At 66.1% G+C, this 23500-nt stretch carries 19 protein-coding genes; 8 read left to right on the top strand and 11 right to left on the bottom strand.

All coding sequences use genetic code 11. The annotated features are described in order from the left end of the window. Window positions 1-56: 56 nt before the first annotated feature. The 3 genes from N4T19_RS11270 to N4T19_RS11280 form a co-directional block, all read right to left on the bottom strand. Window positions 57-2624 (bottom strand): TonB-dependent siderophore receptor, encoded by a 2568-nt coding sequence (locus N4T19_RS11270; RefSeq protein ID WP_260720224.1) that lies wholly within the window; start codon window positions 2622-2624, stop codon window positions 57-59. Between the two features lie 116 nt (window positions 2625-2740). Beyond that, window positions 2741-3715 carry a FecR domain-containing protein gene (locus N4T19_RS11275; RefSeq protein WP_182343390.1) on the bottom strand — a complete coding sequence of 325 codons (975 nt, stop codon included), beginning with the start codon at window positions 3713-3715 and terminating at the stop codon, window positions 2741-2743. Continuing rightward, on the bottom strand, window positions 3712-4200 hold the full coding sequence (locus N4T19_RS11280) for a sigma-70 family RNA polymerase sigma factor (protein WP_260720225.1): 489 nt from the start codon (window positions 4198-4200) through the stop codon (window positions 3712-3714). Before N4T19_RS11280 ends, N4T19_RS11275 begins: the two co-directional genes overlap by 4 nt. Window positions 4201-4549: 349 nt before the next feature. Here N4T19_RS11280 and N4T19_RS11285 point away from each other — a divergent pair, with 349 nt between their 5' ends. Both N4T19_RS11285 and N4T19_RS11290 read left to right on the top strand, forming a co-directional pair. Next, the gene (locus N4T19_RS11285) at window positions 4550-7057 is read left to right on the top strand and encodes an IPTL-CTERM sorting domain-containing protein (RefSeq protein ID WP_260720226.1); all 2508 of its coding nucleotides are present in this window, start codon (window positions 4550-4552) and stop codon (window positions 7055-7057) included. Window positions 7058-7216: 159 nt separating this feature from the next. Beyond that, the gene (locus tag N4T19_RS11290) at window positions 7217-7522 is read left to right on the top strand and encodes a hypothetical protein (protein WP_133248193.1); all 306 of its coding nucleotides are present in this window, start codon (window positions 7217-7219) and stop codon (window positions 7520-7522) included. A 34-nt stretch (window positions 7523-7556) separates the two neighbouring features. Here N4T19_RS11290 and N4T19_RS11295 read toward each other — a convergent pair whose 3' ends face one another. Continuing rightward, window positions 7557-8480, bottom strand: coding sequence for a LysR family transcriptional regulator (locus tag N4T19_RS11295; RefSeq protein ID WP_260720227.1), 924 nt, complete (start codon window positions 8478-8480; stop codon window positions 7557-7559). A 150-nt stretch (window positions 8481-8630) separates the two neighbouring features. Here N4T19_RS11295 and N4T19_RS11300 point away from each other — a divergent pair, with 150 nt between their 5' ends. From N4T19_RS11300 to N4T19_RS11310, 3 genes are read left to right on the top strand one after another with little or no spacing between them, the layout of a single operon-like run. Further along, window positions 8631-9815: a CaiB/BaiF CoA transferase family protein gene (locus N4T19_RS11300; RefSeq protein ID WP_260720228.1), complete on the top strand. Its 1185-nt coding sequence runs from the start codon at window positions 8631-8633 to the stop codon at window positions 9813-9815. Window positions 9816-9829: 14 nt separating this feature from the next. After that, the gene (locus N4T19_RS11305; RefSeq protein WP_260720229.1) at window positions 9830-10846 is read left to right on the top strand and encodes an NADPH:quinone oxidoreductase family protein; all 1017 of its coding nucleotides are present in this window, start codon (window positions 9830-9832) and stop codon (window positions 10844-10846) included. Then, entirely contained in the window at window positions 10843-11856 is a 1014-nt protein-coding gene (locus N4T19_RS11310; RefSeq protein WP_260720230.1) for a Bug family tripartite tricarboxylate transporter substrate binding protein, read from the top strand. The genes N4T19_RS11305 and N4T19_RS11310 overlap by 4 nt, the downstream gene beginning before the upstream one ends. Before the next feature lie 25 nt (window positions 11857-11881). On the opposite strand, the gene N4T19_RS11315 is transcribed toward N4T19_RS11310, so the two are convergent. Continuing rightward, entirely contained in the window at window positions 11882-13165 is a 1284-nt protein-coding gene (locus N4T19_RS11315; protein WP_260720231.1) for an MFS transporter, read from the bottom strand. Window positions 13166-13253: 88 nt separating this feature from the next. On the opposite strand from N4T19_RS11315, the gene N4T19_RS11320 reads away from it, so the two are divergent. Continuing rightward, the gene (locus N4T19_RS11320) at window positions 13254-13841 is read left to right on the top strand and encodes a TetR/AcrR family transcriptional regulator (RefSeq protein WP_260720232.1); all 588 of its coding nucleotides are present in this window, start codon (window positions 13254-13256) and stop codon (window positions 13839-13841) included. Window positions 13842-13952: 111 nt separating this feature from the next. Here the strand turns inward: N4T19_RS11320 and aldA are convergent, their stop codons facing one another. From aldA to N4T19_RS11340, 4 genes are read right to left on the bottom strand one after another with little or no spacing between them, the layout of a single operon-like run. Continuing rightward, window positions 13953-15386 (bottom strand): aldehyde dehydrogenase, encoded by a 1434-nt coding sequence (gene aldA, locus N4T19_RS11325; protein ID WP_116927020.1) that lies wholly within the window; start codon window positions 15384-15386, stop codon window positions 13953-13955. 10 nt (window positions 15387-15396) lie between these two features. Next, entirely contained in the window at window positions 15397-16197 is an 801-nt protein-coding gene (locus N4T19_RS11330; protein ID WP_116927021.1) for an HpcH/HpaI aldolase family protein, read from the bottom strand. 59 nt (window positions 16198-16256) lie between these two features. Then, entirely contained in the window at window positions 16257-17444 is a 1188-nt protein-coding gene (rhmD, locus tag N4T19_RS11335; RefSeq protein ID WP_182343405.1) for an L-rhamnonate dehydratase, read from the bottom strand. 24 nt (window positions 17445-17468) lie between these two features. Further along, window positions 17469-18767, bottom strand: a complete 1299-nt coding sequence (locus tag N4T19_RS11340; RefSeq protein ID WP_116927023.1) for an MFS transporter — start codon at window positions 18765-18767, stop codon at window positions 17469-17471. A 272-nt stretch (window positions 18768-19039) separates the two neighbouring features. On the opposite strand from N4T19_RS11340, the gene N4T19_RS11345 reads away from it, so the two are divergent. Further along, window positions 19040-20008, top strand: a complete 969-nt coding sequence (locus N4T19_RS11345) for a LysR family transcriptional regulator (protein ID WP_232539428.1) — start codon at window positions 19040-19042, stop codon at window positions 20006-20008. A 13-nt stretch (window positions 20009-20021) separates the two neighbouring features. Here N4T19_RS11345 and N4T19_RS11350 read toward each other — a convergent pair whose 3' ends face one another. After that, complete coding sequence (locus N4T19_RS11350) at window positions 20022-20915, bottom strand: dihydrodipicolinate synthase family protein (protein ID WP_260720233.1); 894 nt, start codon at window positions 20913-20915, stop codon at window positions 20022-20024. 125 nt (window positions 20916-21040) lie between these two features. Here N4T19_RS11350 and pdxR point away from each other — a divergent pair, with 125 nt between their 5' ends. After that, entirely contained in the window at window positions 21041-22531 is a 1491-nt protein-coding gene (gene pdxR / locus N4T19_RS11355) for a MocR-like pyridoxine biosynthesis transcription factor PdxR (protein WP_260720234.1), read from the top strand. On the opposite strand, the gene ygiD is transcribed toward pdxR, so the two are convergent. Continuing rightward, a complete protein-coding gene (gene ygiD, locus N4T19_RS11360) occupies window positions 22532-23419 on the bottom strand; it encodes a 4,5-DOPA-extradiol-dioxygenase (protein ID WP_260720235.1) in 888 nt (295 codons plus the stop codon). Window positions 23420-23500: the final 81 nt, after the last annotated feature.

Genomic DNA, 23500 nt, shown 5'->3' on the forward strand with positions numbered 1-23500 from the left:
CAAAAGCACCCCACCGAGGGTGCTTTTTCGTTGGCGGCTTCTGCCACGCCCCAAGATCACCAGTTATGCGTATAGCTCGCCGTCAAGGTCGCCCCCGCCGCTGGCAGGCGGCTGTCGTTCTTGCCGCTGCGCATCAGCTGGCTGTAAAGCGGCAGGTAGTAGCGGTTGAACAGGTTCTGCACACCGATAGTGACCTGGTTCTTGTTGTCGAACTGGTAGCGGCCGACGACATCGACGCTGTAGTAGCTTTTCACATCCGCGCGGGCGAACTGGGTCTTGCCATCGGCCAGGCGGTAGTCGCGTGCGCCAAACCAGTTGAACTGGCTGCGCAGGCTCCAGCGGCTGCTGGGGTTGTACTGCAGATAGCCAGTGATCTTGAGCGGCGGGATGCGGTAGCCCGTCATCGGCTGGTCGCTGCTGGCGCCGGGCGGCGTCTCGCGCCCCTGCATCCAGGTGATGGTGCCTCCGGTGGACCAGTGGTCGGCATAGTGGTCGGCGGTCAGCTCCACGCCGCGGATGCGCTCGCGCGTGCGGGTCAGGTGCAGGCCGTTGTTGAAAGATTGGACAGCGCCCAGGTCCGAGCGTGACTGGAACAGCGCCAGGGTCGCCATGGTGTTGCCGAACGTGCCGCGCCAGCCGATTTCATAGTTGTCGGTCTTGACCGGCTCCAGATCGGACGCATTGATGTCGAACTTGGCACCGGCATTGCGCAGCTGCAGGCCCACATCGGGCAGGTCAAAGCCCTGGCTGAACGAGGTGTAGAACTCATGGTCCTTCCAGGGTTTGAAGGCCAGGCCCAGGTTGTAGAGCACCGCGTCATACGAGACCTTGCCACCGGCCACGGTGGCCGGGTTGGGCAGGCGCGACTGCGACAGCGGCTGAAAATCTGCAAAGCTGGCCTGCGATTTCTCATAGCGCAAGCCGCCTTCGGCCGACCACTGGTCGTTGAACCTGTGCTGCAGCTGGCCAAAGGCGCCCGCGCTTTTGACGGTGACCCAGGGCATGTAGATGCGCTGCCCGGTGGGCTGGAACACCAGGCCGCCGCTCGCGTCATAGGTGGCGGCATCAAAGGTGTCCAGCGGCATATTGCTGCGCTCCTGGATGTAGTCTGCGCCCCAGACCAGCTTGGTGCGCTTGTCGTCGCCAATCGGCGTGGTGATGGTCAGGCGCCCGCCAAACACCTTGTTGTTCTGCATCACCTGGTCGACAAAGTTGCCCCGGTTGCTGTTGCTGCGCGCATCAAAGGGCGCAAAGCGCACGAAATTGTCACGGCCGTAGACCATCGCGCTCAGCAGGCTGCCGCCCAGGTCTTTGTGTTCGTAACTGGCGCTCAGCAGGCTGTTCTCGACCTGGTTCTGCTCGGCCAGCTTCAGGCCCCGGATCGCGCGGGCCGCCAACGAACCCAGCGGCGCCTGGTTGACGCTGGGGTCGTTGGCGTAGTCGGTCTTCTGGTGCGCACGCAAATGGCTGGCCGCCAGCTGGATGCGCTGGTTGCCATCGATGCGAAAGCCGATCTTGCCGCCCAGGCTGTAGGTGTTTGAATCGAACAGATCGCCCTGGCTGGCATCGGGCGCAATACGATCGCCATGGCCATCAAAAGCGCCGCCCATGCGGCGTGCCGAAATATCGACCTCGTAGTCGACCACCTCGCCCGCGCCCGACAGGTAGTGCTGCACCTGGCCGCCCAGGCCGTCGCCGCTCAGGTGCGATAGCGAACTATCGAACCCCACCGTGGTACGCGCCACCGGCTGGCCGCCGACCGGGCGGGTGGTGACCGAGATCACGCCACCTGTTGCACCACTGCCGTATATCGCATTGCTGCCGCGCAGCACCTCGACCCGCTCAATGCGGCTCATCTCCACATTGACCAGATTGCGCGCCGTGTCGCGGTTGGTATTGAGCGGAATGCCATCGACCAGCACCAACACATTTCGGCCGCGCAAGGTCATGCCGAAATCGCTCATATTGCGGCTCGAATCGGACATGCCCGGCACGCTCTTGGCCAGCAGGCTGTTCAGATTGACCGAGGTGGCGCGCAGGTCATCGAGCTCCTCACCCTCGATCACCGTGACCTGGCGGGTGGGCTGCATCAATGAGCTGTCGGAGCGCTGGTCGGTCACCACCACGGTGGGCAGCTGGTGGCTGGCATCTGCAGGTGACGCAGGTGCCGCCGCTGCCTCGGCAGGCGTGGCAGCGGCTGCTGCGGGCGCGGCCTCTGCCACCGGTTGCTGCGGAGTTGTTGGCTTACGGATCTGCAGCGCGCCACCGTTCAAGGTCTGCACCTGCAGCGCCGATCCCTCCAGCGCCTTGCGCACCGCCTGCTCTGCCGTCCAGTGGCCCTGGATCGCGGCACTGCGCTGGCCTTGCAGCACAGCGGGGTCGGCAACGATGCTGCGCCCGGTCTGCTGGCCAATGCGGGTCAGGATATCTGCCAGGCTGCCCGCAGGAATGTTGAGCTGCACGGCAGCGGCTGGGGGCGCATCGGCAGCCCGGCTGGCGGCAGGGGCCAGCGCAGAGGTCAGCAAGGCAGCCAAGGCCAGCACATGGAGGGGCGAGCGTTCAGCACAGCTGCGCACGGTCGATGGAGCACCGGCATGGCGGCGCTGGAGGCGGGAAGTGGTCACGGCAGAAGTTCCTTTTCGTTGGGTACTACTTAACCAGTGCGCCGAAACCGAAAAACCCCTCATCTATTTGCATAGGGTCGCGCGCATGTGGTCGCGCAACAGAGGGGGTTTTGCCTTCAGCGCCCACCTTGCGCGCCAATCGTGATCAACGGCCCCCAACGCTGGATCTGCAGCGGCAGCATCTGGCCCAGCGTGCCCAGCAGCTCCTCCACCTCCAGCCTGAAGATGCCAAACACACGCAGATCCGCCACCGAAGGGGCCACGCGGATATAGCCAGAAAAATAGGCCTGCAGCGCCTGGGCCACATCGGCCAGCGGCCAGTCATCGACGGCGAGCATGCCTTGCTGCCATGCCGCGCGCTGCACCGCGTTGCCCGCCAGGGGCTGGAGCTGCCGGGCGCTGAAGCGCGCGCCTTGCCCTGCATGCAGCAAGGTCTGCGCCGCCTCGCGGGGCTGCAGCGTCAGGCGCTGCTCCAGCGCCACCATGTCCGTGCGCTCCGCATGTACCCGGGCCATCATGCGGCCGGCGTCGAAGAGCGCCATCCCATCGCGGGTCTGGATCTGCAATGGAGCGGCTCCGGCATAGCGCCGCGTGGCGATCAAGGCCCCGGCGCGCAGCTGCAGCGCGGGCCTGCCCGCGGCATCGCGCACATCCACCGCAGAGCGGGCATCGAGCAGCACGGTGGTGCCATCAGCCAGCGTGAACTCGCGCCGCTCGCCGGTGCCGGTGTGCCAATCGGCCATCAACTGGCCCAGCGGCGTCAGCCGGTCTGCGACCAGCGCGGTGGCCACACCGATACCGCCCAGCGCTAACGCGCCGCGCAGCACGCGGCGGCGGCGGGTCTGGAACAGCGCCTGCATGGCGGCCTGGGCATGCAGGCCGTCGGTATGGGCCTGCAGGCTGCGCACCGCCGTCAGCGGCTCGGCCAGCGCCGAGCCCACGCGCGCCCAGGCCGCCTGGTGCTGCGCATCCTGCTGCAGCCAGTGCGCAAAAGCCTGGTGGTCGGCCGCGCTCATCGTTTCCGCCTCATGGCGCACCAGCCAATCCACGGCGGCGCGCAACGCGGCGCTGGGCAGGGATGCACCACTCATGGCGCGCAGCTGAGGCACTGCAGCAGCGCGCGCCGCATATGGCGCTCGACGGTGGCCTGCGAGATGCCCATGTGCGCTGCAATCTGCGGGTAGCGCATGCCTTCCAGCCGCGACAGCAGAAACACCGTCTTGACCGGCAGCGGCAGCGCGGCCAGCGCCCGGTCGATCTGGCAGATGGCTTCGACCAGCATGGCATGCGTCTCGGGCGACAGCGCCACCGCCTCGGGCATATGGCGCAGCGTGTCCTGGTAGGCCACCTCCAGATCCTGGCGCTGCCAGAGCTTGATGAGGATGCGTTTGGCCACCGTCGACAAAAAAGCGCGCGGGTGCCGGATATCCAGCTGCTCGCCTTCTGTAGAAGTGCCCTTTTCGGTCAACTGCAAAAAGGTCTCCGATGCCACATCTTCCGCCTCGCTGTGGCTGGATGCGCGCAGCATCAGGCGCCCACGCAGCCATGCGTGGTGCTGGCGAAAAATAGTCTCCACCTCAGGATGGAGCGGGTGCTGTGGCATGGGCGGGGCCGTTGAGGAAACACAAACAACCGCAAGATCATAATTGATAATGATTCTTTTTTCACAAAGGTCTGAGACCCTTGTGCGACGGTCTGCGGCGAGCGCCCTGCACCGACCGGCCTCCCCCGCATCACCCCCTTTAGCCACCAGCTGCCTTGATGCACCTCAAGCATTGCACTGCATCAACTGCATCGCCCGCATTCGTAAAGATTGTCAAACAATCTCCAGCCTGAAGATGTTTGACATTGCCGCATTCCTGCCGCTTGTTCATCCTACTACCATGCATAACAGGATTGAATAAACTTATTTACAAAGGAATGCAATGAAAGGCTTCAGAATAGCGATGGCCCATTATGTGGGCCTGGGATGTGCGGTGGCAGCACTTCTGCATCCCCTGGTGGGCCAGGCCCAAACTGCGCCTGTTATTTCATGCAGCACGGACCCGGCCATCTTCAATACCGGCATTGACGGCAGCAATGGCTACAGCATCAACAGCCCCAAGCTGGCGCTGGGCAGCCTCGATGCGCATTGGTCCATTGCCTCAGCCTTGGGCGATATCACCACGCCGGCCGCCGCTGCCGCCTTGAGCTATGCCCAAGGCCCGGTAGACCGCCCCGGCGCCGGCAATGGCGCCTGGGTGCAGTCGCCGTTTGGCAATGCCCAATGGATCGGCGTGCAATACGGCAGAAGCTATTACGTCTACCAATACCAATTCAGCCTGGACCCGTCCGTTGACCCCGACAGTTTCAATCTGAGCCTGAGCCTGTATGTGGATAACCAGGTCAAGCGCATTCTGGTCAATGATGCAGTATTTGATTACACCAACAACGGCAGCAGTTTAGGCGTTGGCGGCTTTGGTGCCGGCGGCAATGTACCGGTGGTGCTCAACCATGGTTTTAGAACCGGCGCCAATACGATCTATGTCGTCGTCGGCAACCAGGGCGACCCCTCGGGCCTGCTGGTGCAGTCGAGTGGCACGGCCTCGTGCTCGCCGCCGCTGTCGGTGGCCAAGCAAGCGGTCAACAACGATGGCAGTGCCTACACCGGTCTGGCCAGCGCCAACGCCCCCGTGTTCTACAACATCACGGTCACCAATGCCAGCACGCGCGACGCCAGCGGCACGCGCCTGCGTGATACCCTGCCCGATGGCCTGCAAACGGCCGGCAGCACCTGGAGCTGCAGCCGCCCCGCCGGCAGCGCAGCCGTCTGCCCGGTGCCCGCCACGGGCGGCTTTCCGCTCGATAGCGTCTTGCCAACCCTGCCCGCTGGCAGCGCCCTGGTGTTCCGCGTCAATACGCGCTTCAGCAACCCGCTGCCCGCAGGTGCCACGGTCATCACCAACACGGCCACCATCGAGCCGCCTGCCACCAGCACCCTCAGCTGCGCTGCCCGCGATGGCTTTCCCACGCCTTGCAGCGCATCGGCATCGGTGGCCACCAGCCCGCTGCTCAGCGTGACCAAGACCGTGGACGCGACCGGCCCGCTCTATGCCGGGCAAACCGCCACCTACACGGTGACCGTCAAGAACGAAGGCGCGGCCGAGCTGACGGGCGTTGCCCTGTCAGACAGCTTGCCCGCCGGCTTTGCCTCAGCCACCTGGAGCTGCCAGTCGCCCGTCGGCAGTCTCGCAGTCTGCCCTCAAGCCAGTGGCAGCCTCGCCGCGGGCGGGGTGCTGAGCCAGACCATCGCCAGCATGCGCGCCAATGCCAGCCTGGTCTACACCGTGGTCGCCACAGTGGACAGCATCGCCACCCGCATGGACCAGGTCAGCAACACCGCCAGCGTGGCGGCCAGCAATGCCGAATGGCTGTGCTACAACCCGGCCACGGCCCAGACCCAGGCCAAGCCCTGCAATGCCTCGGTGACGGTCGATCTGTGGCCCAACCCCTTGCTGCAACTGAGCAAGACGGCACAGGCGACCGGCACGGTCTATGCCGGCCAGCCGATGAACTACACCATCACCGCGCACAACGCCGGCCAGGTGCCCGTCACCCAGGCCCATATCACCGACCCCTTGCCTGCCGGCCTGGAAAATGCCAGCTGGACCTGTAGCAACAGCGGCGCTGCGCCCTGCGTGCCCGCCAGCGGCACCGGCGCAGTGGATGTGACTGTCGCCTCACTCGCCGCCGGTGACAGTGTGGTGATCCAGCTGAGCACCACCGTCAGCGCGCAGCCCCCCGCCAGCCTGGTCAATACCGCCTCCTTGGCGGTGGGCGAGCCAACAGCCCAGTGCGCCCCTGCCAGCGCGCCGACCGCTGCACCCTGCCAGGCGCAGAGCACCGTGGCGGCCTCCGATCTGCCCATCCTGGGCCTGAGCAAGACCGTCAATGCCACCAACGCGGTGCGGCCCGGTGACAGCCTGGTCTACACCATCACCGCCAGCAATGCCGGCCCGGTAGCCATCACCCAAGCAGTGCTGGCCGACCCAGCCCCTGCCAACGTGGTGCTGGGCGCCTGGACCTGCACGGCCAGCGGCGTGGCCTGCCCAGCTGCAGCGGGCAGCGGCCCGCTCAATGAGACCATTGCCAGCCTGCCGGTAGGCGCCAGCTTGACCTATGTGCTCCAAGCCCAGGTTGCAGCCACGGCGCCGGGCAGCAGCAGCCTGACCAACCAGGCTAGCCTGCGCAGTGCCGAGCCTGCCGCCCAATGCACCGGCGGCACCGCACAGCCCTGCACGGCCAGCGCCACCGTCACCACGACGGCCGCCGAAGTGCCTGCCGGCGTCAAATCCGTCCCCAGCCTGCAGCAATGGAGCGTCGTACTGCTGACGCTCTTGACCGCAGTCATCGGCGCCTGGCGCATGCGCTCACGCGGCCAGCGCATCGGCTAAGCGCTTGATCGCTGGAGCCAGACCCAGGGGGCGCAGGCGCAGCGCCCCTGGGTGTCCGACTTGTGCTGCGACCGGCAGTGGCCCGGCGGCCTACCGGCATTGACACAAACTGCCATAGTCCGACAAACCGGCTCCATGTTTCCATGCCAGCATGCGCAGATGAATAATGACCACGCACTCCGCAAGGCAGCGCCCGCCCTGCCCGCTGCCCACTGGTTCAAGCGCAGCCGCCTTGTGCGCATACGGCCCACGCCCGCGCGGCTGCGGGTGCTGGAGGCCATCGTCCAGCTGGGCCGCTCCAAGGTCAAATGCGCAGACATCTCCTTGCACCTGGCGCAAAGTGGGGCTCCACTGCCCGCAGCGACGATCTACTGCGTTGCCAAGGAAATGGCCCAGGCTGGCCTGCTGATGCGTGACCGCGAAGACGGCGGCTTGACGGTCTACAGCCTGGCCGCTGGCGTGTAGTGGTCCGCCCCAAGCAATGGGCAGTTCAACGGATTTAAGCCACCGTGCCCAGGCGCCAGCCAGGCGCCATCTGCTGGATCGATGAGACCAGCAGCTCAATCAGCGCCAAGGTCGCTGCCGATGGCTGGCGGTTGGGTGCACGCACGATGTAGAGCGCATCGCCCACGCCTTTGACGCCAAAGCCGCCCAGCACCTGCACCAGGCTGCCTTGGGCGATGGCATCCCGCACAGCATAGTAGGGCAGCAGCACCACGCCCAGGTCTGCCATCGCGGCGTTGAACAGGAACTGGTAGTCGCCCGACTGGATCGACGGCGTGCTCTGCACCTGTTCATGCAGGCCATCGCTGTGCCGCCAAAACTCCAGCCGGTGGTGGATATTGAGGGGCGCCAGCAGCCGGGCGTGCTTGATGTCCTGCGGGGTTTGCAGCGCCAGGCCCAGGGCCCGCAGATACGCCGGGGTGGCAAACAGCCCCCACTCGATGCCGCAGACGCGCGTGGCCACATGGTCTTCCAGCGGCGCCGAGGTGATGTGGATCGCCAGGTCCACCTTGGAGGCCACCAGGTCATGGATCTGGTCGTTGATAACGAGACGCAGCAGCAGATCGGGGTGCGCCTGGCAAAAGTCCAGGATCAGCGGCTTGAGGTGGAAATGTCCCAGGCCGGTGGGGATGCGCACGCGGATCTCGCCACTGATGGTCTGGTGGATCTGGTCGATCTGCAGCTGGGCGCTTTGCAGCGCATTGAGCGCCTGCAGGCACTGGCCATGCAGGATGCGGCCAGCCTGGGTCAGCTCCATATGCCGCGTGGTACGGCGCAGCAGCTGCGCGCCAAACTGCCGCTCCAGCAGCGCCAGCCGGCGCGACACATTCGAGCGCGTCACGCCCGAGCGCTGGGCCGCATCGCTCAGGTTGCGCGACTCGGCAATCGCCACAAACAAACGCACTAGGTTCAGGTCCATGGCCGGCCTCCCTTTTGATTGTTGATTCTGAATCACCACTGATGGCTGTGCTTTGGCAGTTCCCAAAGCGGCCTCCTGTTTCTACCATGGGTCTCACAACAAACGTCCGGGCTGCTGTCGCATAGCCCGGGCCATGCAAGGAGACAATACGTGACGCCAGAGTCAACACTGGGGTTTACCCCGCTCGCCGGTTTCAAGGTCCTGGATTTGAGCCAGGGCGTGGCCGGCCCCTACTGCGCCCAGCTGCTAGCCCACCAGGGGGCCGAGGTCATCAAGGTCGAGCCCGCCCAGGGCGACTGGGGCCGCCATGTGGGCGTAGCCCGCAATGGCCACAGCACCTTGTCCAGCACTTACAACGCCGGCAAGCACAGCCTGGCAGTCGATGCCAAGCACCCCGAGGGCAAGGCGCTGATCCTGCAGCTGGCGCGCAGCGCCGATGTGGTGGTGCAGAACTTTCGCCCGCAGGTGGTGGAGCGCCTGGGGCTGGACTTTGCCGCGCTCCAGGCGCTGGGCCTGGAGCCGGTCTATGTGTCGATCAGCGGCTATGGCGCGGACGGCCCCTTTGCCGACAACCCGGCGACTGACTCGGTGATGCAGGCCGACACCGGGCTGATGAACAGCAACCGCGATGCGCAGGGCGCGCCGCAGCGCATCGGCTTTTTGCTGGCCGACATTGCCACTGGCGTTTATGCCGCGCAGGCCTGCACGGCGGCGCTGCTGCAGCGCCTGAAGACCGGCAAGGGCCAGCATGTGGAGCTGAACCTGTTCAATGTCTGCTGCGCGCTGCAATCAACCGCGCTGTCGGAAGAAGTGCTGGGCGGCCAGACCGTCAAGGCCGCCGTCAGCGCGCCCAATGGCATCTTTGATGCGGCCGATGGCCGCCTGACGATTCTGGCGCTGAACAACGAGCAGTTCCTGCGCATTGGCAAGGCGCTGGAGCTGGCCGACTGGGACCGCGACCCGCGCTTTGCCAGCAATGCGCTGCGCCTGCAGCACAAGGCGATGCTGCATGCCGACCTGGCCTGCGCTGTCGCCAGCCGCCCGCTGGCAGAGCTGCGCGCGCTGTTCAACCAGCACAGCGTGCTGCATGCGGTGGTGCATAACGCGGCCGATGTGGTGCAGCACCCGCAGGCCCGGCACCTGGCCACGTTCAAGACCGTGCAGCAGCCCGATTTTGGCGAGGTGTTGATGGCAGCCACCCCCTGGCCGGCCAGGCCCGATGCACCGCTGCCCGCGCCGCGCATTGGTGCCGACAGCCAGCAGATTCTGCGCAGCCTGGGACTGACGCAAGATGAGATCGACGCGCTGGCGGCCCGCCAGGTCGTGGGCCTGTGAAAGGAGCTGCAGCCATGAAAGCCATTGTCTGCCGCAGCTTCGGCCTGCCCCGCGATGTGACCGCCGTCCAGACCACCGCGCCCCCCACCGCCTTGGCTCCTGACGAAGTGCTGATCGACGTGCACCATGCCACCGTCAGCCACGCCACCGGCCTCTTGATCGAGGGCAAGTACCAAAAGACCCCGCCGCTGCCCTTTGTGCCGGGCACCGAGGGCGTGGGCCAGGTGCTGCAATGCGGCAGCGCCGTGGCCCATGTAAAGGTGGGCGACCAGGTCGTGTTTATCTGCGACTGGGGCGCCTATGCGCAGCAGGCCAAGGTGCAGGCCAGCACCGTGTATGCGGTGCCGGCGGCGCTCGATCCACTGCGCGCGCTGGCGCTGCCGATCTCCTACGGCACGGCGTACACGGCCTTGCACTGGCGCGCCGCGCTGCGGTCGGGCGACAGCCTGCTGGTGCTGGGCGCGGGCTCGGGCGTGGGCGCGGCCGCCGTGGAGCTGGCCGCCCAGGTACCCGGTGTGCAGGTGATTGCCTGCGCCAGCAGCGAAGACAAACGCCAGGCCGCCTTGCGCCATGGCGCGCAGCATGCGGTCGATCCGCAGCACCTGATCGAGCAGGTCAAGGCGGTGACGGGCGGCAAAGGCGCAACCCTGGTGTTTGACCCGGTAGGCGGTGACCTGCTGCTGCAGGCGCTGCGCTGCACGGCCCAGAACGGGCGCATCGTCATCATCGGCTTTGCCAGCGGCACGATCCCCAAGGTGCCGATGAATATCGCACTGGTCAAGAACCTGACGATCCACGGCTTCTTCTATGGCCAGTACATCGGCTGGACGCCCGCCAACGAGCGCCAGCGCCATGCCGCAGCCATGCAGGCCATGATGGCCGCGCTGTTGGAGATGGCCCAGCGCGACGCCATCCATCCCGACATCTCGCGGGTCTATGCCATGGACGAGCTGTGCGAGGCGCTGGACGCGCTGCACAGCCGCGAGGTGCTGGGCAAGGTCGCCCTACAAATACAAGGAGACAAGACATGACACAACGCCACTCCGCGCAGCGCCGCCAGGCCCTGCAATCGCTGCTGCATACCGGCTTAGGGCTGGCCCTGCTGGGCAGCGGCTTGCCCGCCGCCCACGCGGCATCGGCGGCCGATTACCCGGCCTCAACCATCAAGCTGGTGATCCCCTACCCGCCCGGCGGCCCCACCGACCTGGTCGGGCGCCTCGTCGCCATCTCGATGGGCGAGAGCCTCAAGCAGACCATCTTTGTCGACAACAAGCCCGGCGCCAGCGGCATGGTGGGCGCAGCCCAGGTCGCCAAGGCCCAGCCCGATGGCTACACCTTGCTGGCGAACGCCTCGCTGCAGGTGATCAACCCCTCGGTCTACGACAAGGTGCCGTATGACTCGTTCAACGACTTCGCACCGATCACGCAGATCGTCGATGTGCCGCTGGTGCTGGTGGTCAACAGCGAGCTGCCGGTGTCGAACGTGCAGGAGCTGGTGGCCTACCTGAAAAAGAGCAAGGGCAGCATCAATTTTGGCTCGGCCGGCAATGCCTCGTCACAGCACCTGTCGGGCGAGCTGTTCAAGCTCAAGACAGGCATTGCGATGCAGCATGTGCCCTACAAGGGCAGCTCGCCGGCGCTCACCGATTTGATGGGCGGCCAGATCCAGCTGATGTTTGACTCCATGCCCTCGGCCATGCCCTTTATCACCTCGGGCAAGCTCAAGGCGCTGGCGGTCACCACCGCCAAGCGCTCGAGCTCGCTGCCGCAGATCCCGACCATGCAGGAATCGGGCATTGCCGACTACGCCACCAGCACCTGGTATGGCCTCTGGGCCCCGAAGAACACGCCGCCCGAGATCGTCAATAAACTGGCCCAGGCCGCGCAGCAGGCCTTGCGCAAGCCCGAAGTGGCCGCGCAGTACCAGCGCATGGGCGCCGAGCCGGTGGGCTCGAGCCCGCAAGAGTTTCTGGCCTATATGCGCAGCGAAGAAAAGAAATGGGCCGAGATTGTGAAACGCTCGGGCGCAAGGGCCGATTGAGCCAGGGCGCCCGGCGCTGGACCGGTCAGCCCACGGCGCGCATGGCCACCACCGGCTTGCGCACCCACAACACCGCCGCTGCCGCCACCAGGCAAGCGGCGCCTGCGACAAACAACGCGGGCGAGTACGACGACAGCACCGAGCGTGCCAGGCCCGCGCCATAGGCAGCAACGGCCGCGCCCAGCTGGTGGGCGGCAAACACCCAGCCAAACACCAGGGCTGCGCGCTCGGGGCCAAACTCGCTGGCCACCAGCTTGACGGTGGGCGGTACCGTCGCAATCCAGTCCAGGCCATAGAACACCGCAAACAGCGACAGGCCGGCGATCGTGAACTCGGAGTACGGCAGCCAGAACAGCGACAGCCCGCGCAGCCCGTAGTACCAGAACAGCAGCTTGCGGCTGTCATAGCGGTCCGACAGATAGCCCGACAAGGTCGTGCCCACCAGGTCAAAAATGCCCATCATCGCCAGCACCGAGGCGGCTGGCACCGGACCCAGGCCATAGTCACCGCAGAGCGAGACAAAGTGGGTCTGGATCAGCCCATTGGTGCTGAGCCCGCAGATGAAGAAAGTGCCCGCCAGTATCCAGAACGCCGGCACTTTGGAAGCTGCAACCAAGGTGCTGAACGGCAGGCTCCAGCTGGCGCGGGGCGCGGGGGCCACGGGCGCGGCAGCGGGGTCTGCGCCATAGGCGCTCAGCTGCATTTGCGCCGGGCTGTCGCGCATGAACAGCAGCACCAGCACCAGCAACACGGCCGATGCCGCGACGACTGGCAGCAGCGCCCAGCGCCAGCCGTACTGCGCAATCAGCCAGGCGGCGGCGGGCAAGAACAGCAGCTGGCCGGTGGCACTGCTGCCCGCCAGCAAACCCATGACCAGGCCCTTGCGCTGCACAAACCAGCGGTTGGCCACCGTCGCGCCCAGCACCATGGCCGTCAGGCCCGTGCCCATGCCCAGCACAATGCCCCAGAGCACAAAGGCCTGGCCCAGGTTGCGCATGATGAGGCCCAGCAGCAAGGCGCCGGCAATCACCGCTGCGGCCAGCGCCACCACGCGCGATACGCCATAGCGCAGCAAAATGACCGCGGCAAAGGGCCCGAGCAGGCCATACAGTGCAAAGCGGGTCGCAAACACCGAGGACAGGTCACGCACGCTCCAGCCAAACTCGACGGCCAGCGGCTGCATCAGCACCCCCGGTAGGCCCAACGCCGCCGAGGTGACCAGCATGGCCAAAAAGGTGATGGCGGCAATCACCCAGGCGTAATGGACGCCATGGCGCTGGAGCAGCACGGCGAGTCGGGAAGCGAGCATGTTATTTGGAGGTTATCGACGGAGGAGTTACAATGATAGCGATCACAATCAAAAACTGTCAAGCACAGCTTCAAGCAGGGTATTTGCGATGAAAGTCACCAAGGAACAAGCGCAACAGAACCGCCAGGCACTGCTCGATGCCGCCGCTGCCCTGTTCAAGGAACGCGGCATCGACGGCACCGGCGTGGCCGATATATGCCAACAGGCGGGCCTGACGCAGGGCGCCCTGTACAAGCATTTCAGCGACAAGCAGGACCTGGCAGCCCAAGCGCTGGCGCATGGTTTTGGGCAAGGCTTTGGCCGGGTCAAGCAGGCCAGCGAGCGGAGCGACCACGCGATGGCCACCTACCTGGACAGCTACCTGAACCCCAAAGTGCGCGATGACATGACCCGGGGCTGCCCGCTGGTCTCCACCGCCTGCGATGCCGGGCGCCAGAGCGAGGCGGTGAGCCGCAGCTTTCGCGATGGCTTTACCGAGCTGCGCGCCGGCATCGAGGCCGCCTTGCCGGCCAGCAGTGACCCGCAGCAACGCCAGGCGCTGGCCAGCACGCTGGTCGCCGCACTGGTGGGCGCGATGGCCATCTCGCGCGGCGTTGTCAAGGCCGATCAAGCGCTGGCCGATAAGGTACTGCAGCAGGTGCGCGCGGTGGTCGAAGGGCTGAGCGCCAAGCGCTGATCGATCGCCGCAACGCCAACAACAAAAGGCCGCCAACCCGGGTCACCTGGGTTGGCGGCCTTCTTTTAAGGCGGATCGCGGAGGCTGCATCACCTCAGCGGCAGAGCCCCATCAGGACTGCAGGTACACCACATGGCTATGGGTGTACTCGTAGAGGCCATGCTTGCCATCGGCGCCGCCCACGCCCGACTTGCGCACGCCGGCATGGAAGCCTTGCATCGCCTCAAAGTTCTCGCGGTTGATGTAGGTCTCGCCAAAGTCGATCTCGCGCATCGCCTGCATGGCTTTGGACAGGTCGCGGGTGTAGAGCGAGGACGTGAGGCCATATTCGCAGTCGTTGGCCAGCGCAATCGCCTCGTCCAGGTCCTCAACCACTTGGATCGGCAGCACCGGGCCAAAGATTTCCTTGCGCATGATCTCCATGTCGGCGCGGCAGCCCGCCAGCACCGTGGGCTGGTAGTGAAAGCCGGCACCCAGATCGGCGACCTGCCCGCCAGTGACCAGCTGCGCACCATCGGCCAGCGCACGGCGCACCTTCGCATCGACGCTGTCCAGACCCTTCTGGTTGATCAGCGGTCCCATCTCCACATCGGTCTGCGCAATCGGGTCGCCATAGCGGGTCGCGGCCATCGCCTGGGCAATGCGTGCGGTAAATTCATCGGCCACCTGGCGCTGCACATAGACGCGCTCGGCACAGTTGCAGACCTGGCCAGTGTTGATGATGCGCGAATCGCGGATGGCCTTGACGGCCAGGTCCAGGTCGGCATCGGCCAGCACAATGGCAGGGGCCTTGCCACCCAGCTCCAGGTTGAGCTTGGTGATATGGGGCGCAGCGGCGGCAGCAATGCGCTCGCCGGTGCCCACGCTGCCGGTAAAGCTGATCATGTCCACGCCCGCATGGGCCGACAGCGCACCACCGGTGCCGCCCTGGCCATAGACCACGTTGAACACGCCAGCGGGCAGCTCGCACTGGGCCAGCAGCTCGGTAAAGGCATGGCAGTTGATGGGGGTCTCTTCACTGGGCTTGATGACGATGGTGTTGCCGGTCAGCAGCGCCGGCGCCATCTTGCGCGCGATCAGGAAGAAGGGGAAGTTCCAGGGCAGGATGCCCGCCACCACGCCCATCGGCTTGCGCAGCAGAAAGATCTGCTCGTTGACCCGGTCGCTGCTGATGACTTCGCCCTCAATGCGGCGCGCCCATTCGGCCATGTAGTCCAGGTAGTCGGCGGTGAAGTTCACCTCCACCTCGGCCAGGCCCAGCACCTTGCCCTGCTCCTCGGTGATGGTGCGCGCAATGCGCGCCACGTTCTCGCGCAGGCGAGCGGCAATGCGGCGCAGGAACTGCGCGCGCTCGATCGCCGGGCGGCGCGCCCAGGCTTTTTGCGCGCCGCGTGCCGCTGCAATGGCGCGGTCCACATCGGCTTGGGCTGACAGCGGCGACTGCGCCAGCAGCGCGCCCGTGGCGGGGTTGCGCACCTCGTGCAGCTCGGCGCTGTCGCTGAACGCACCGGCAATGTAATTGCGCAAAACAGGGGTGGTTGGCATGGGGTCGTCCTCAGTAGGTGGTAGAGACAATGGCGGGCTGGGTGGGCGCGCGGTAGCGTGCCAGGTTGGCCACGGCGGCCTGGCGCATCAGGCTGATATCGATGGCGACGGCCACAAAGCGGCAGCCCCAGTCGGTGTAGCGGCGCGCATCTTCTTCGCGCGGCGCCAGAATGCCGCAGGCCTTGCCATGGGCCAGGGTGGTCTCGATGGTGCGGCGTATGCAGTCCTGCACCTCGGGCTGGCTGGCATCGCCCGCATGGCCCATGCCGGTGGACAGGTCTGCCGGGCCGATGAAGACGGCATCGACGCCATCGACGGCCGCAATCTCCGCCGCATTCTCCACGCCCAGGCGCGACTCGATCTGCACGATGAGGCAGAGCTGCTCATGCGCAGTGCGGATGTAGTCGGGCACCGCATCCCAGCGCGTGGCGCGGGTCAGGCCCCCACCCACACCCCGGATACCATGCGGCGGGTAGCGCATCGCCTGCACCAGCGCGCGGGCCTGCTCAGCCGTCTCGACCATCGGCACCATCAGGGTCTGCACGCCAGCGTCCAGCAGCTGCTTGATCAGCACCGCATCGCCATGCACCGCCCGCACCACCGGGTGCGTGGCATAGGGTGCCACCGCCTGCAGCTGCGCCAGCAGCGTCGGCACGGTGTTGGGCGCATGCTCGCCATCCACCAGCATCCAATCGTAGCCGGTGGTGGCGATGATCTCGGCCGCATAGGGCGTGGCAAAACCGGCCCAGATACCGTAGAGCGGCTCGCTGCGGCGCAGCGCGGCCTTGAAAGGGTTCAATGGCAAATCCATGGATAGGTCTCCTGGGTGGGCAATCAGCGTTGGCCCACCGGTGTGTGATCAATGGGTAATCAATGCGTGTAGGGACGGTGCAGTTCGCAAGCCGGGTTCAGCTCCACACCAAAGCCGGGCTTGTCCAGTGCCGACAGGCGCATGCGGCCTTGCACAGGCACCGGCTCGCCCAGCAGCTGCGGGTGGAACATCGGCACAACCTCGTCGGCCTTGGGCGCCATCATCAAAAACTCGGCAAAGGGGCTGTTGTGGCGCGTGGCCACAAAGTGGTAGCTGTAGACGCTGGAGCCATGCGGAATCACCAGCGCCTGGTGGGCATCGGCCAGTGCCGAGATCTTCAAGAGCTCGGTGATTCCGCCGCACCAGCCGACATCGGGCTGGATGATGTCGCAGCAACCCATCTCCAGCAGCTGGCGAAAGCCCCAGCGTGTGGCCTCATGCTCGCCGGTGGTCACCAGCATGCCGGTGGGCACGTTCTTCTTGAGGGCCGCATAGCCCCAGTAGTCATCGGGCGGCAGTGCCTCTTCAATCCATTTCAGGCCGTGGGCCTGGGCACCCTGGGCCAGGCGGGTGGCGTAGTTCAGGTCCAGGCTCATCCAGCAGTCCAGCATCAGCCAGAAATCGGGGCCCACGCGCTCGCGCATCGTGGCCAGCTCCTCCAGGTTGCGGCGCAGGCCTTCCTCGCCTTCGGCCGGGCCATAGTGCAGGGGCATCTTGCCGCCGATAAAGCCCATCTTCTGCGCCAGATCGGGGCGCGCGCCGGTGGCGTAGAACTGCAGCTCATCGCGCACCGCGCCGCCCAGCAGCTGGTGCACCGGCTCGCCGCGCACCTTGCCCAGCAAATCCCACAGCGCCAGGTCCACGCCGGAGATGGTGTTGATGACAATGCCCTTGCGGCCGTAGTACAAGGTGGACCAGTACATCTGGTCCCAGATGCGCTCGATGTCGGTGACCTTGGCGCCTTCCAGAAAGCGTGCCAGGTGCTTCTCGACGATATAGGCTGCGGGCTCGCCGCCGGTGGTGACGGCAAAGCCGACATTGCCTGCGCTGTCCTCGATCTCGACCACCAGGGTGCCCAGCACATTGATGCCAAAGCTGCGGCGGCTCTGGCGGTACTCGGGGTACTTGGCCATTGGCGTGGCGATGTGGTCGTCGATCCAGTGGCCATCGGCCTGGTCGTGGTAGTCGGCACCGCCCCCTTTGAGGGTATAGGCGCGCACTTGCTTGATGGTGGGGATCTGGCTCATGGTGGTGTTTGCTCCTTATGCAATTTAGGCAGCGGCCCGGGGCTGCAGCGCAGCGGGCGCCATGCGGGCCCGGATGCCCAGCACCAGCAACGCTGCCAGTACCGTTGTGCCTGCCAGCAGGTACAGGCCTGCGGCGGGTGAGTGGAAATGGCCTTCGGCCCAGTTCTTGACGATGGGGGCGACAAAGCCGCCAACCGCACCCAGCGAATTGATCAGCGCAATGCCGCCCGCTGCGGCAGCACCTGCCAGCGTGTTGGCTGGAAAGGTCCAGAACACCGGCTGCACCGCGATAAAGCCGGCCGCCGCAAAGCACAGCGCGGCAACACCCAGCAGCGGGCTGGAAAAACTCACCGATGCGGCCATGCCGATGGCGGCGACGAGCAAGGTCATGCTGGCCACACTGCGGGGTTTTTGGCTGCGCTGGGCAAAGCCGGGCACCCACCAGGCGGCCAACAGTGCGCAGAGCCAGGGGATGGCCGAGACCAGGCCGACTTGCAGACCCACCTTGGTGCCCAAGAGGCCTGCCACCTGGCTGGGCAGGTAGAACACCACGCCGTAGACGCTGGCCTGGATCAGCAGATACACGAGGGCCAGGTACAGCACGCGCGGCTGGCACATGGCAGCGAGCAGGCTGTGCTGGTGACCGCCCTTGGCGCGCTCTTCGCTGTCGATGATGTCCTGCACCTGGCGGCGCTCGTCGGCCGTCAGCCACTGGGCATCGGCCGGGCGGTTGGTGAGGTAGAAATACGACCAGATACCGACGGCCACGGCCATCAGGCCTTCGACCGCAAACAGCCATTGCCAGCCATGCCAGCCACCCATGCCATCGAGCTCCAGCAGCAGGCCCGACAAGGGGCTGCCAAAGATAAAGGCCAGCGGCGCGCCGAAGTAGAAAAAGCCCATGGCCTGCGCCCGGTGCGCGGCCGGGAACCAGTAGGTGAGGTACAGGATGACGCCGGGGAAGAAGCCCGCCTCGGCCACGCCCAGCAGGAAGCGCAGCACATAGAAGGTGGTCTCGTTATGGGCAAACATCATCGCGGCCGACACCAGGCCCCAGGTGACCATGATGCGGCACATCCAGATGCGCGCGCCGATGCGGTGCATGATCAGATTGCTGGGCACTTCCAAGAGGGCATAACCAACAAAGAACACGCCAGCGCCAAACGCGAAGGCGGCGTCGCTGATGCCGGTATCGGCCTGGAAGGCCACCTTGGCAAAGCCCACATTGGCCCGGTCCAGAAAGGCCATGATGTACATCAGCAGCAAGAAGGGCAGCAGGCGCCAGGAAATCTTGGCGAGCAAGGGAGCGGGGAGTTTTTTCACGACAAATCCTTAAAGACAATGCGCGGCCTGAACGCCGGCCAAATGGCGGGCGCTGCGGGAGCGAGAAAGGAGAAGGCGGCGCTGGCAAGCCAGCGCCGATGGGGCGCGGCTTGCGCTAGCGCCGTCGTGAGGCGGGGGGTCTGAAAAAAGTGTGCGCGAAGGCGTTCATGTTTGTCTCCTGAAAGGTCATTCGTTCTTGTGTGGAGCTGAATGTACGCGCATGATTGATGCCTAACAAATCAAATTTCAGTCATATCCGATACTTTTTATTTATGTCTGTAAAACCTGCTTTAACGGCCGCGCCACCGCTGCAGCGCAGCCTGCTCAACCGCCTGCGCTACAAGCACCTGCACATGCTGGTGGCGCTGGGATCGAGCCTCAATCTGCACCGCGCATCGATCAGCCTGGCGATGTCGCAGCCCGCTGCCACGCGCATGCTGCGCGAGATCGAAGACATGTTTGGCTGCCAGCTATTTGAGCGCCTGCCGCGCGGCATGCGCCCTACCGCGCTGGGCCTGCAGCTGGTGCGCTTTGCCGAGGCCTCGCTCAACAGCCTGGACCGCTGCGCCGAAGACCTGGCGGTGCGCCGCCAAGGCGGCTATGGCTACCTGGCGATCGGCACCATCATGGGGGCAGCGCCCGACCTGGTGATGACGGCCGTGGCCCAAATGAAAGCGCAGAGCCCGCAGCTGCGCCTGCGCATCATGGGCGATACCAGCGACCAGGTGCTGCGCCTGCTGGACCAGCGCCGCATTGACCTGGCCATTGCCCGCCGCCGCATTGCCGGCGACAGCGAGGCCTATGACTTTGAGGCGCTGGGCAACGAGCGCTTGCTGGTGGTGGTGCGCAGCGGCCATGTGCTGGCGCGGCGCCGCAAGCTGAGCTGGGAGGAGCTGGTGCGCGACTGGCCCTGGATCTTGCAGCCGGCCAGCACTCCGGCACGCATCGCGCTGGACCAGCTGCTGCACAGCCTGGAGCTGCCGGTGCCGGCCGATGTCACCGAGTGCAGCTCCGTCTACTCGATGCAGCAGTTGGTGCAGCTGACGGACGCGGTGATGCTGCTGTCGGACTCGGCCTTGAAGGACTATCTGCGCATGGGCCTGGTCAAGACCTTGCCAGTGCAGATCGATATACCGATGGCCCCGTTTGGCATGCTGACGCGCAAGGACCAGGAGGCCTCGCAGGAGCAGCAGAACTTTATGGATCTGTTGCGCGCGCAGGCCAGGCGCCTGGCGGCTTGAACGCTGCTGGAGTTCAGGCCAGATCCAGCGTTTGCAACAGCGCTGCGAATGCCGCGCGATCCGCCCCCTGCAAGGTGTGCAGCGGCAGCGGCAGGCAGGGTGAGCGGGCCAGGCCCATCAGCTCGGCTGCGGTGGCAACCGAGCGCAGGCTGCCGCCCTTTTGCTGGAACCAGGACCACAGCGGCGCCAGGCGGTGGGACAGCTCCAGCGCCTGCTCCGCATGGCCAGCCAGCGCAGCACGCGTGATCGCCAAGGTGGTCTGAGGCCAAAGGCCACCGATGACCGAGTACCAGGCATCGCAACCGGCCACCAGGCCCTTGGCACCCAAGGCATCGCCACTGACGCCAATGCTGACATGGGCGGGCACGACAGCGCGCAGGCGCTGCACACGCGCCTTGGCCTCGGCCGCATCGGCCGGCACGCCGGGGATCTTGATCGAGCCGATATGGGGCAGCTGCGCAATGCGGCCATGCAGCGCATCGCTGAACTCAAAGCGCGTGGCGCCGGGGTTGTCGTACACAACAATGGGCACCGACACCGCACGCGAGACGGCCTGGTAGAGACCATAGACCTCGTCGTCAGACAGCTTTTGGTAGGAGACCGGGGCCAGCAGCAGGCCACTGGCACCGGCCTTTTGTGCGTCGTCGGCCAAGGCCAGCACATCGCGCGTGCGCAGTGCGCCAATGCCCACGACCACCGGCACGCCCTGGGCCTGCTCCACCGCCAGCGCCGCCACCTGGGCCCGCTCGGCACGCGAGAGATAGGCATAGCTGCCGGTGGAGCCCAGCGCGCCGATGGAATCGACACCGGCTGCCACCAGGCGCTGCACCAGTCGCGCAAATGCCGGCATATCGATGCCGCTCTCATCCATCGGGGTCAGCGGAAACGCACTCAAACCTTTGAACATTCTTTTTCCCTGTCAAAACAGATGCCGCGCCCGAGCTGGGTTGCGGCCAAGCCCGGATTGTGCGGCGGCCGCTTCTGGTTAAAAATAGCCAGTTTTTAACAAAATCACTGGTCCAGTTGCCCGCCATGCCAGCACCCTCGTCCACCCGTCCCGGCAGCCGCAGCCTGTACCGCGACCTCCGCGCGCGCATCGGTGATGGCAGCTACGCGGCCGGCACCCCCCTGCCCTCGACGCGGGTGCTGGCCGCTGAGCGGGGCCTGTCACGAGGCACCGTGAGCCTGGTCTATGAGCAACTGGCCTCGGATGGCTTTGTCGACACACGGCCCGGGGCCGCGACGCGCGTGGCGGCGGGCGCTGCTGACCGCATCCGCACTCAGGGCCGGGCTGACGACGCTACCGAGCCCCATCGCCAGATGCCCGACAGCGATCGCCTGTCCGCCTTTGCCCAGCGCCTGCAGGCCATGCCCCTGCGCCCGTCCGCGCCCGATCCGGCCGGGGTGATCGACTTTGTCTACGGGCCGCTGGCGGGCAGCGATTTCCCGACCCTGCAATGGATCAAGGCCTTGCGCCGGGCCGAGGGCCAGCGCAGCCAGCGGCTCGAATACGCGACCCCGCTGGGCGCGCCCGAGCTGCGCCAGGCGCTGCAAAAACACCTGCATCAGACCCGGGACATACGCTGCAGCACGGAGCAGATCCTGGTCGTCAACGGCTCGCAGCACGCGCTCGATCTCTGTGCCCGCCTGCTGCTCAACCCTAGCGACCGCGTGGTGGTCGAGAACCCCGGCTACCGCATGGCGCACCAGGTGTTTGCGGCGTATGGCGCGCAGCTGGTCTGCGCCGATGTGGATGACGATGGCCTGCAGACTGCGCAGCTCGCCGCGCTGACCGCACAGGCGCCTGCCAAGCTGGCCTATGCCACGCCTGGTCACCAGTTTCCACTGGGCGGCTTTTTGCCGATTGCCCGCCGCCATGCCCTGCTCGATTGGGCGCGTGCGCAGCGTTGCTGGCTGATCGAGGACGACTACGACAGCGACTACCGCTATACCGTGCGGCCCGAGCCCAGTCTGTGGTCGCTCGACCGCGCGGACTGCGTGATCCATGTCGGCACCTTCTCCAAGACCTTGTCGCCCCAGCTGCGACTGGGCTATATGGTGCTGCCCCCAGCGCTCGCAGGCCTGTTTGCGCAGGCCAAGCTGCTGACCGACCGCCACAGCGCCACCGGCCCCCAGCGGGCGCTGGCCCAACTGATCGACGACGGCAGCTATGCCCGCCATGTGCGGCGCATGCGCCGCAAGCAGCAGGCACGCCAGCAGGCCTTGCTGCAGGCGCTGGAGCGGCATCTGGGCACGCAAGTGCGCATCCAGGGCGCGGCCAGCGGCCTGCACCTGGCCGTGTGGTTTCCCGCGCTGCCCGCCAGCTGCGAGGCGCAGCTGGTGCAGGCGGCAGCGCAGCGCGGCGTGCGCGTCTACCCGATCAGCCCGCTGTACCTGCAGTCCAGCAGCGCGCAGGCAACGCACGCCGTAGCCGGTGTGGTGATGGGCTATGCGCTGCTGGATCTGCCCGAGATTGCGCGGGGCGTGCAGCGCCTGGCCGAGGCGCTGCAAAGCCTGCGCTGATCAGGCATCCCACTGCAGGCAGCGCATGCTGATGGTGCCGGACTGAAAGCCCTCAAACACCTGGCGCGCCGGGCCACTGCCATGGGCAGCGCCCAGGGCATAGAGCAAGGGCCAGTAGTGGTCGGGCGTAGGCACGGCCATCCTGGCCGAGGCATGCAGCTGCTGGTAGGCCACCAGGGCCTCGTGGTTGCCCGCCAGCAAGGCCTGCTTGGCCGCTTCGTCAAACTGCTGGGCCCAGTCGCGGGCGGCCATCAGCCCTTCGGGCGCGCCGCGCACCGTTGCGCGCAGGTTGTGCACGATATTGCCGCTGCCGATGAGCAGCACGCCCTGCTCGCGCAAGGCTGCCAGCTCCTTGCCCACGGCATAGTGGAAGGGGGCAGGCTGGTTGTAGTCGATCGAGACCTGGAACACCGGCACATCGGCCTGGGGGTAGAGGTGGTGCAAGACGGTCCAGGTGCCGTGGTCCAGCCCCCACTGGTCCGTCAGCTGCGCCTGGCCGCTGCGCACCAGCGCGGACGCCTTGGCCGCGAGCGCTGGGTGGCCAGCGGCCGGGTACTGCATTGCATGCAGCTCGGCCGGAAAGCCTGAGAAATCGTGGATGGTGGCGGGCTTGTCGTTGACCGTCACGCCGGTGCTGCCGCGCGTGAGCCAATGGGCCGACACCACCAGGATGGCGCTGGGCCGGGGCAGGCTGGCACCCCAGCGTTGCAGGTGCTGGGTAAAGGGGTTGGCGCTGATGGCATTCATCGGGCTGCCATGGCCGATGAACAGCACCGGCATTTTGCGCGGCGGCTGCGGGCTGCGGGCCAGGGCTTGGCCCATCGGCAAAAGAGCGGCCATCACCGCAGACAGACTGCCGGACAGGACCAGGGAGCGACGTGACAACATGGGGCTTGGAGCAAAAACAAAGGGCCGCAGTCTGAGGCGGCAGAGGGGCACAAGTTCCGCCGCAGCCCCCAAAGAAAAATG

It is taken from the genome of Comamonas squillarum, from assembly GCF_025309455.1.
In the GTDB taxonomy this organism is placed as follows: Bacteria; Pseudomonadota; Gammaproteobacteria; order Burkholderiales; family Burkholderiaceae_C; genus Comamonas; species Comamonas squillarum.

What these genes read in the sequence shown, in the direction of transcription:
- N4T19_RS11295 (WP_260720227.1), bottom strand. Translation starts at nt 8,480, where the DNA reads ATGGACCTGAACCTAGTGCGTTTGTTTGTGGCGATTGCCGAGTCGCGC.
- N4T19_RS11320 (WP_260720232.1), top strand. Translation starts at nt 13,254, where the DNA reads ATGAAAGTCACCAAGGAACAAGCGCAACAGAACCGCCAGGCACTGCTC.
- N4T19_RS11345 (WP_232539428.1), top strand. Translation starts at nt 19,040, where the DNA reads ATGTCTGTAAAACCTGCTTTAACGGCCGCGCCACCGCTGCAGCGCAGC.
- rhmD (WP_182343405.1), bottom strand. Translation starts at nt 17,444, where the DNA reads ATGAGCCAGATCCCCACCATCAAGCAAGTGCGCGCCTATACCCTCAAA.
- N4T19_RS11275 (WP_182343390.1), bottom strand. Translation starts at nt 3,715, where the DNA reads ATGAGTGGTGCATCCCTGCCCAGCGCCGCGTTGCGCGCCGCCGTGGAT.
- N4T19_RS11305 (WP_260720229.1), top strand. Translation starts at nt 9,830, where the DNA reads ATGAAAGCCATTGTCTGCCGCAGCTTCGGCCTGCCCCGCGATGTGACC.
- N4T19_RS11285 (WP_260720226.1), top strand. Translation starts at nt 4,550, where the DNA reads ATGAAAGGCTTCAGAATAGCGATGGCCCATTATGTGGGCCTGGGATGT.
- N4T19_RS11330 (WP_116927021.1), bottom strand. Translation starts at nt 16,197, where the DNA reads ATGGATTTGCCATTGAACCCTTTCAAGGCCGCGCTGCGCCGCAGCGAG.
- pdxR (WP_260720234.1), top strand. Translation starts at nt 21,041, where the DNA reads ATGCCAGCACCCTCGTCCACCCGTCCCGGCAGCCGCAGCCTGTACCGC.
- N4T19_RS11290 (WP_133248193.1), top strand. Translation starts at nt 7,217, where the DNA reads ATGAATAATGACCACGCACTCCGCAAGGCAGCGCCCGCCCTGCCCGCT.
- ygiD (WP_260720235.1), bottom strand. Translation starts at nt 23,419, where the DNA reads ATGTTGTCACGTCGCTCCCTGGTCCTGTCCGGCAGTCTGTCTGCGGTG.
- aldA (WP_116927020.1), bottom strand. Translation starts at nt 15,386, where the DNA reads ATGCCAACCACCCCTGTTTTGCGCAATTACATTGCCGGTGCGTTCAGC.
- N4T19_RS11310 (WP_260720230.1), top strand. Translation starts at nt 10,843, where the DNA reads ATGACACAACGCCACTCCGCGCAGCGCCGCCAGGCCCTGCAATCGCTG.
- N4T19_RS11350 (WP_260720233.1), bottom strand. Translation starts at nt 20,915, where the DNA reads ATGTTCAAAGGTTTGAGTGCGTTTCCGCTGACCCCGATGGATGAGAGC.
- N4T19_RS11315 (WP_260720231.1), bottom strand. Translation starts at nt 13,165, where the DNA reads ATGCTCGCTTCCCGACTCGCCGTGCTGCTCCAGCGCCATGGCGTCCAT.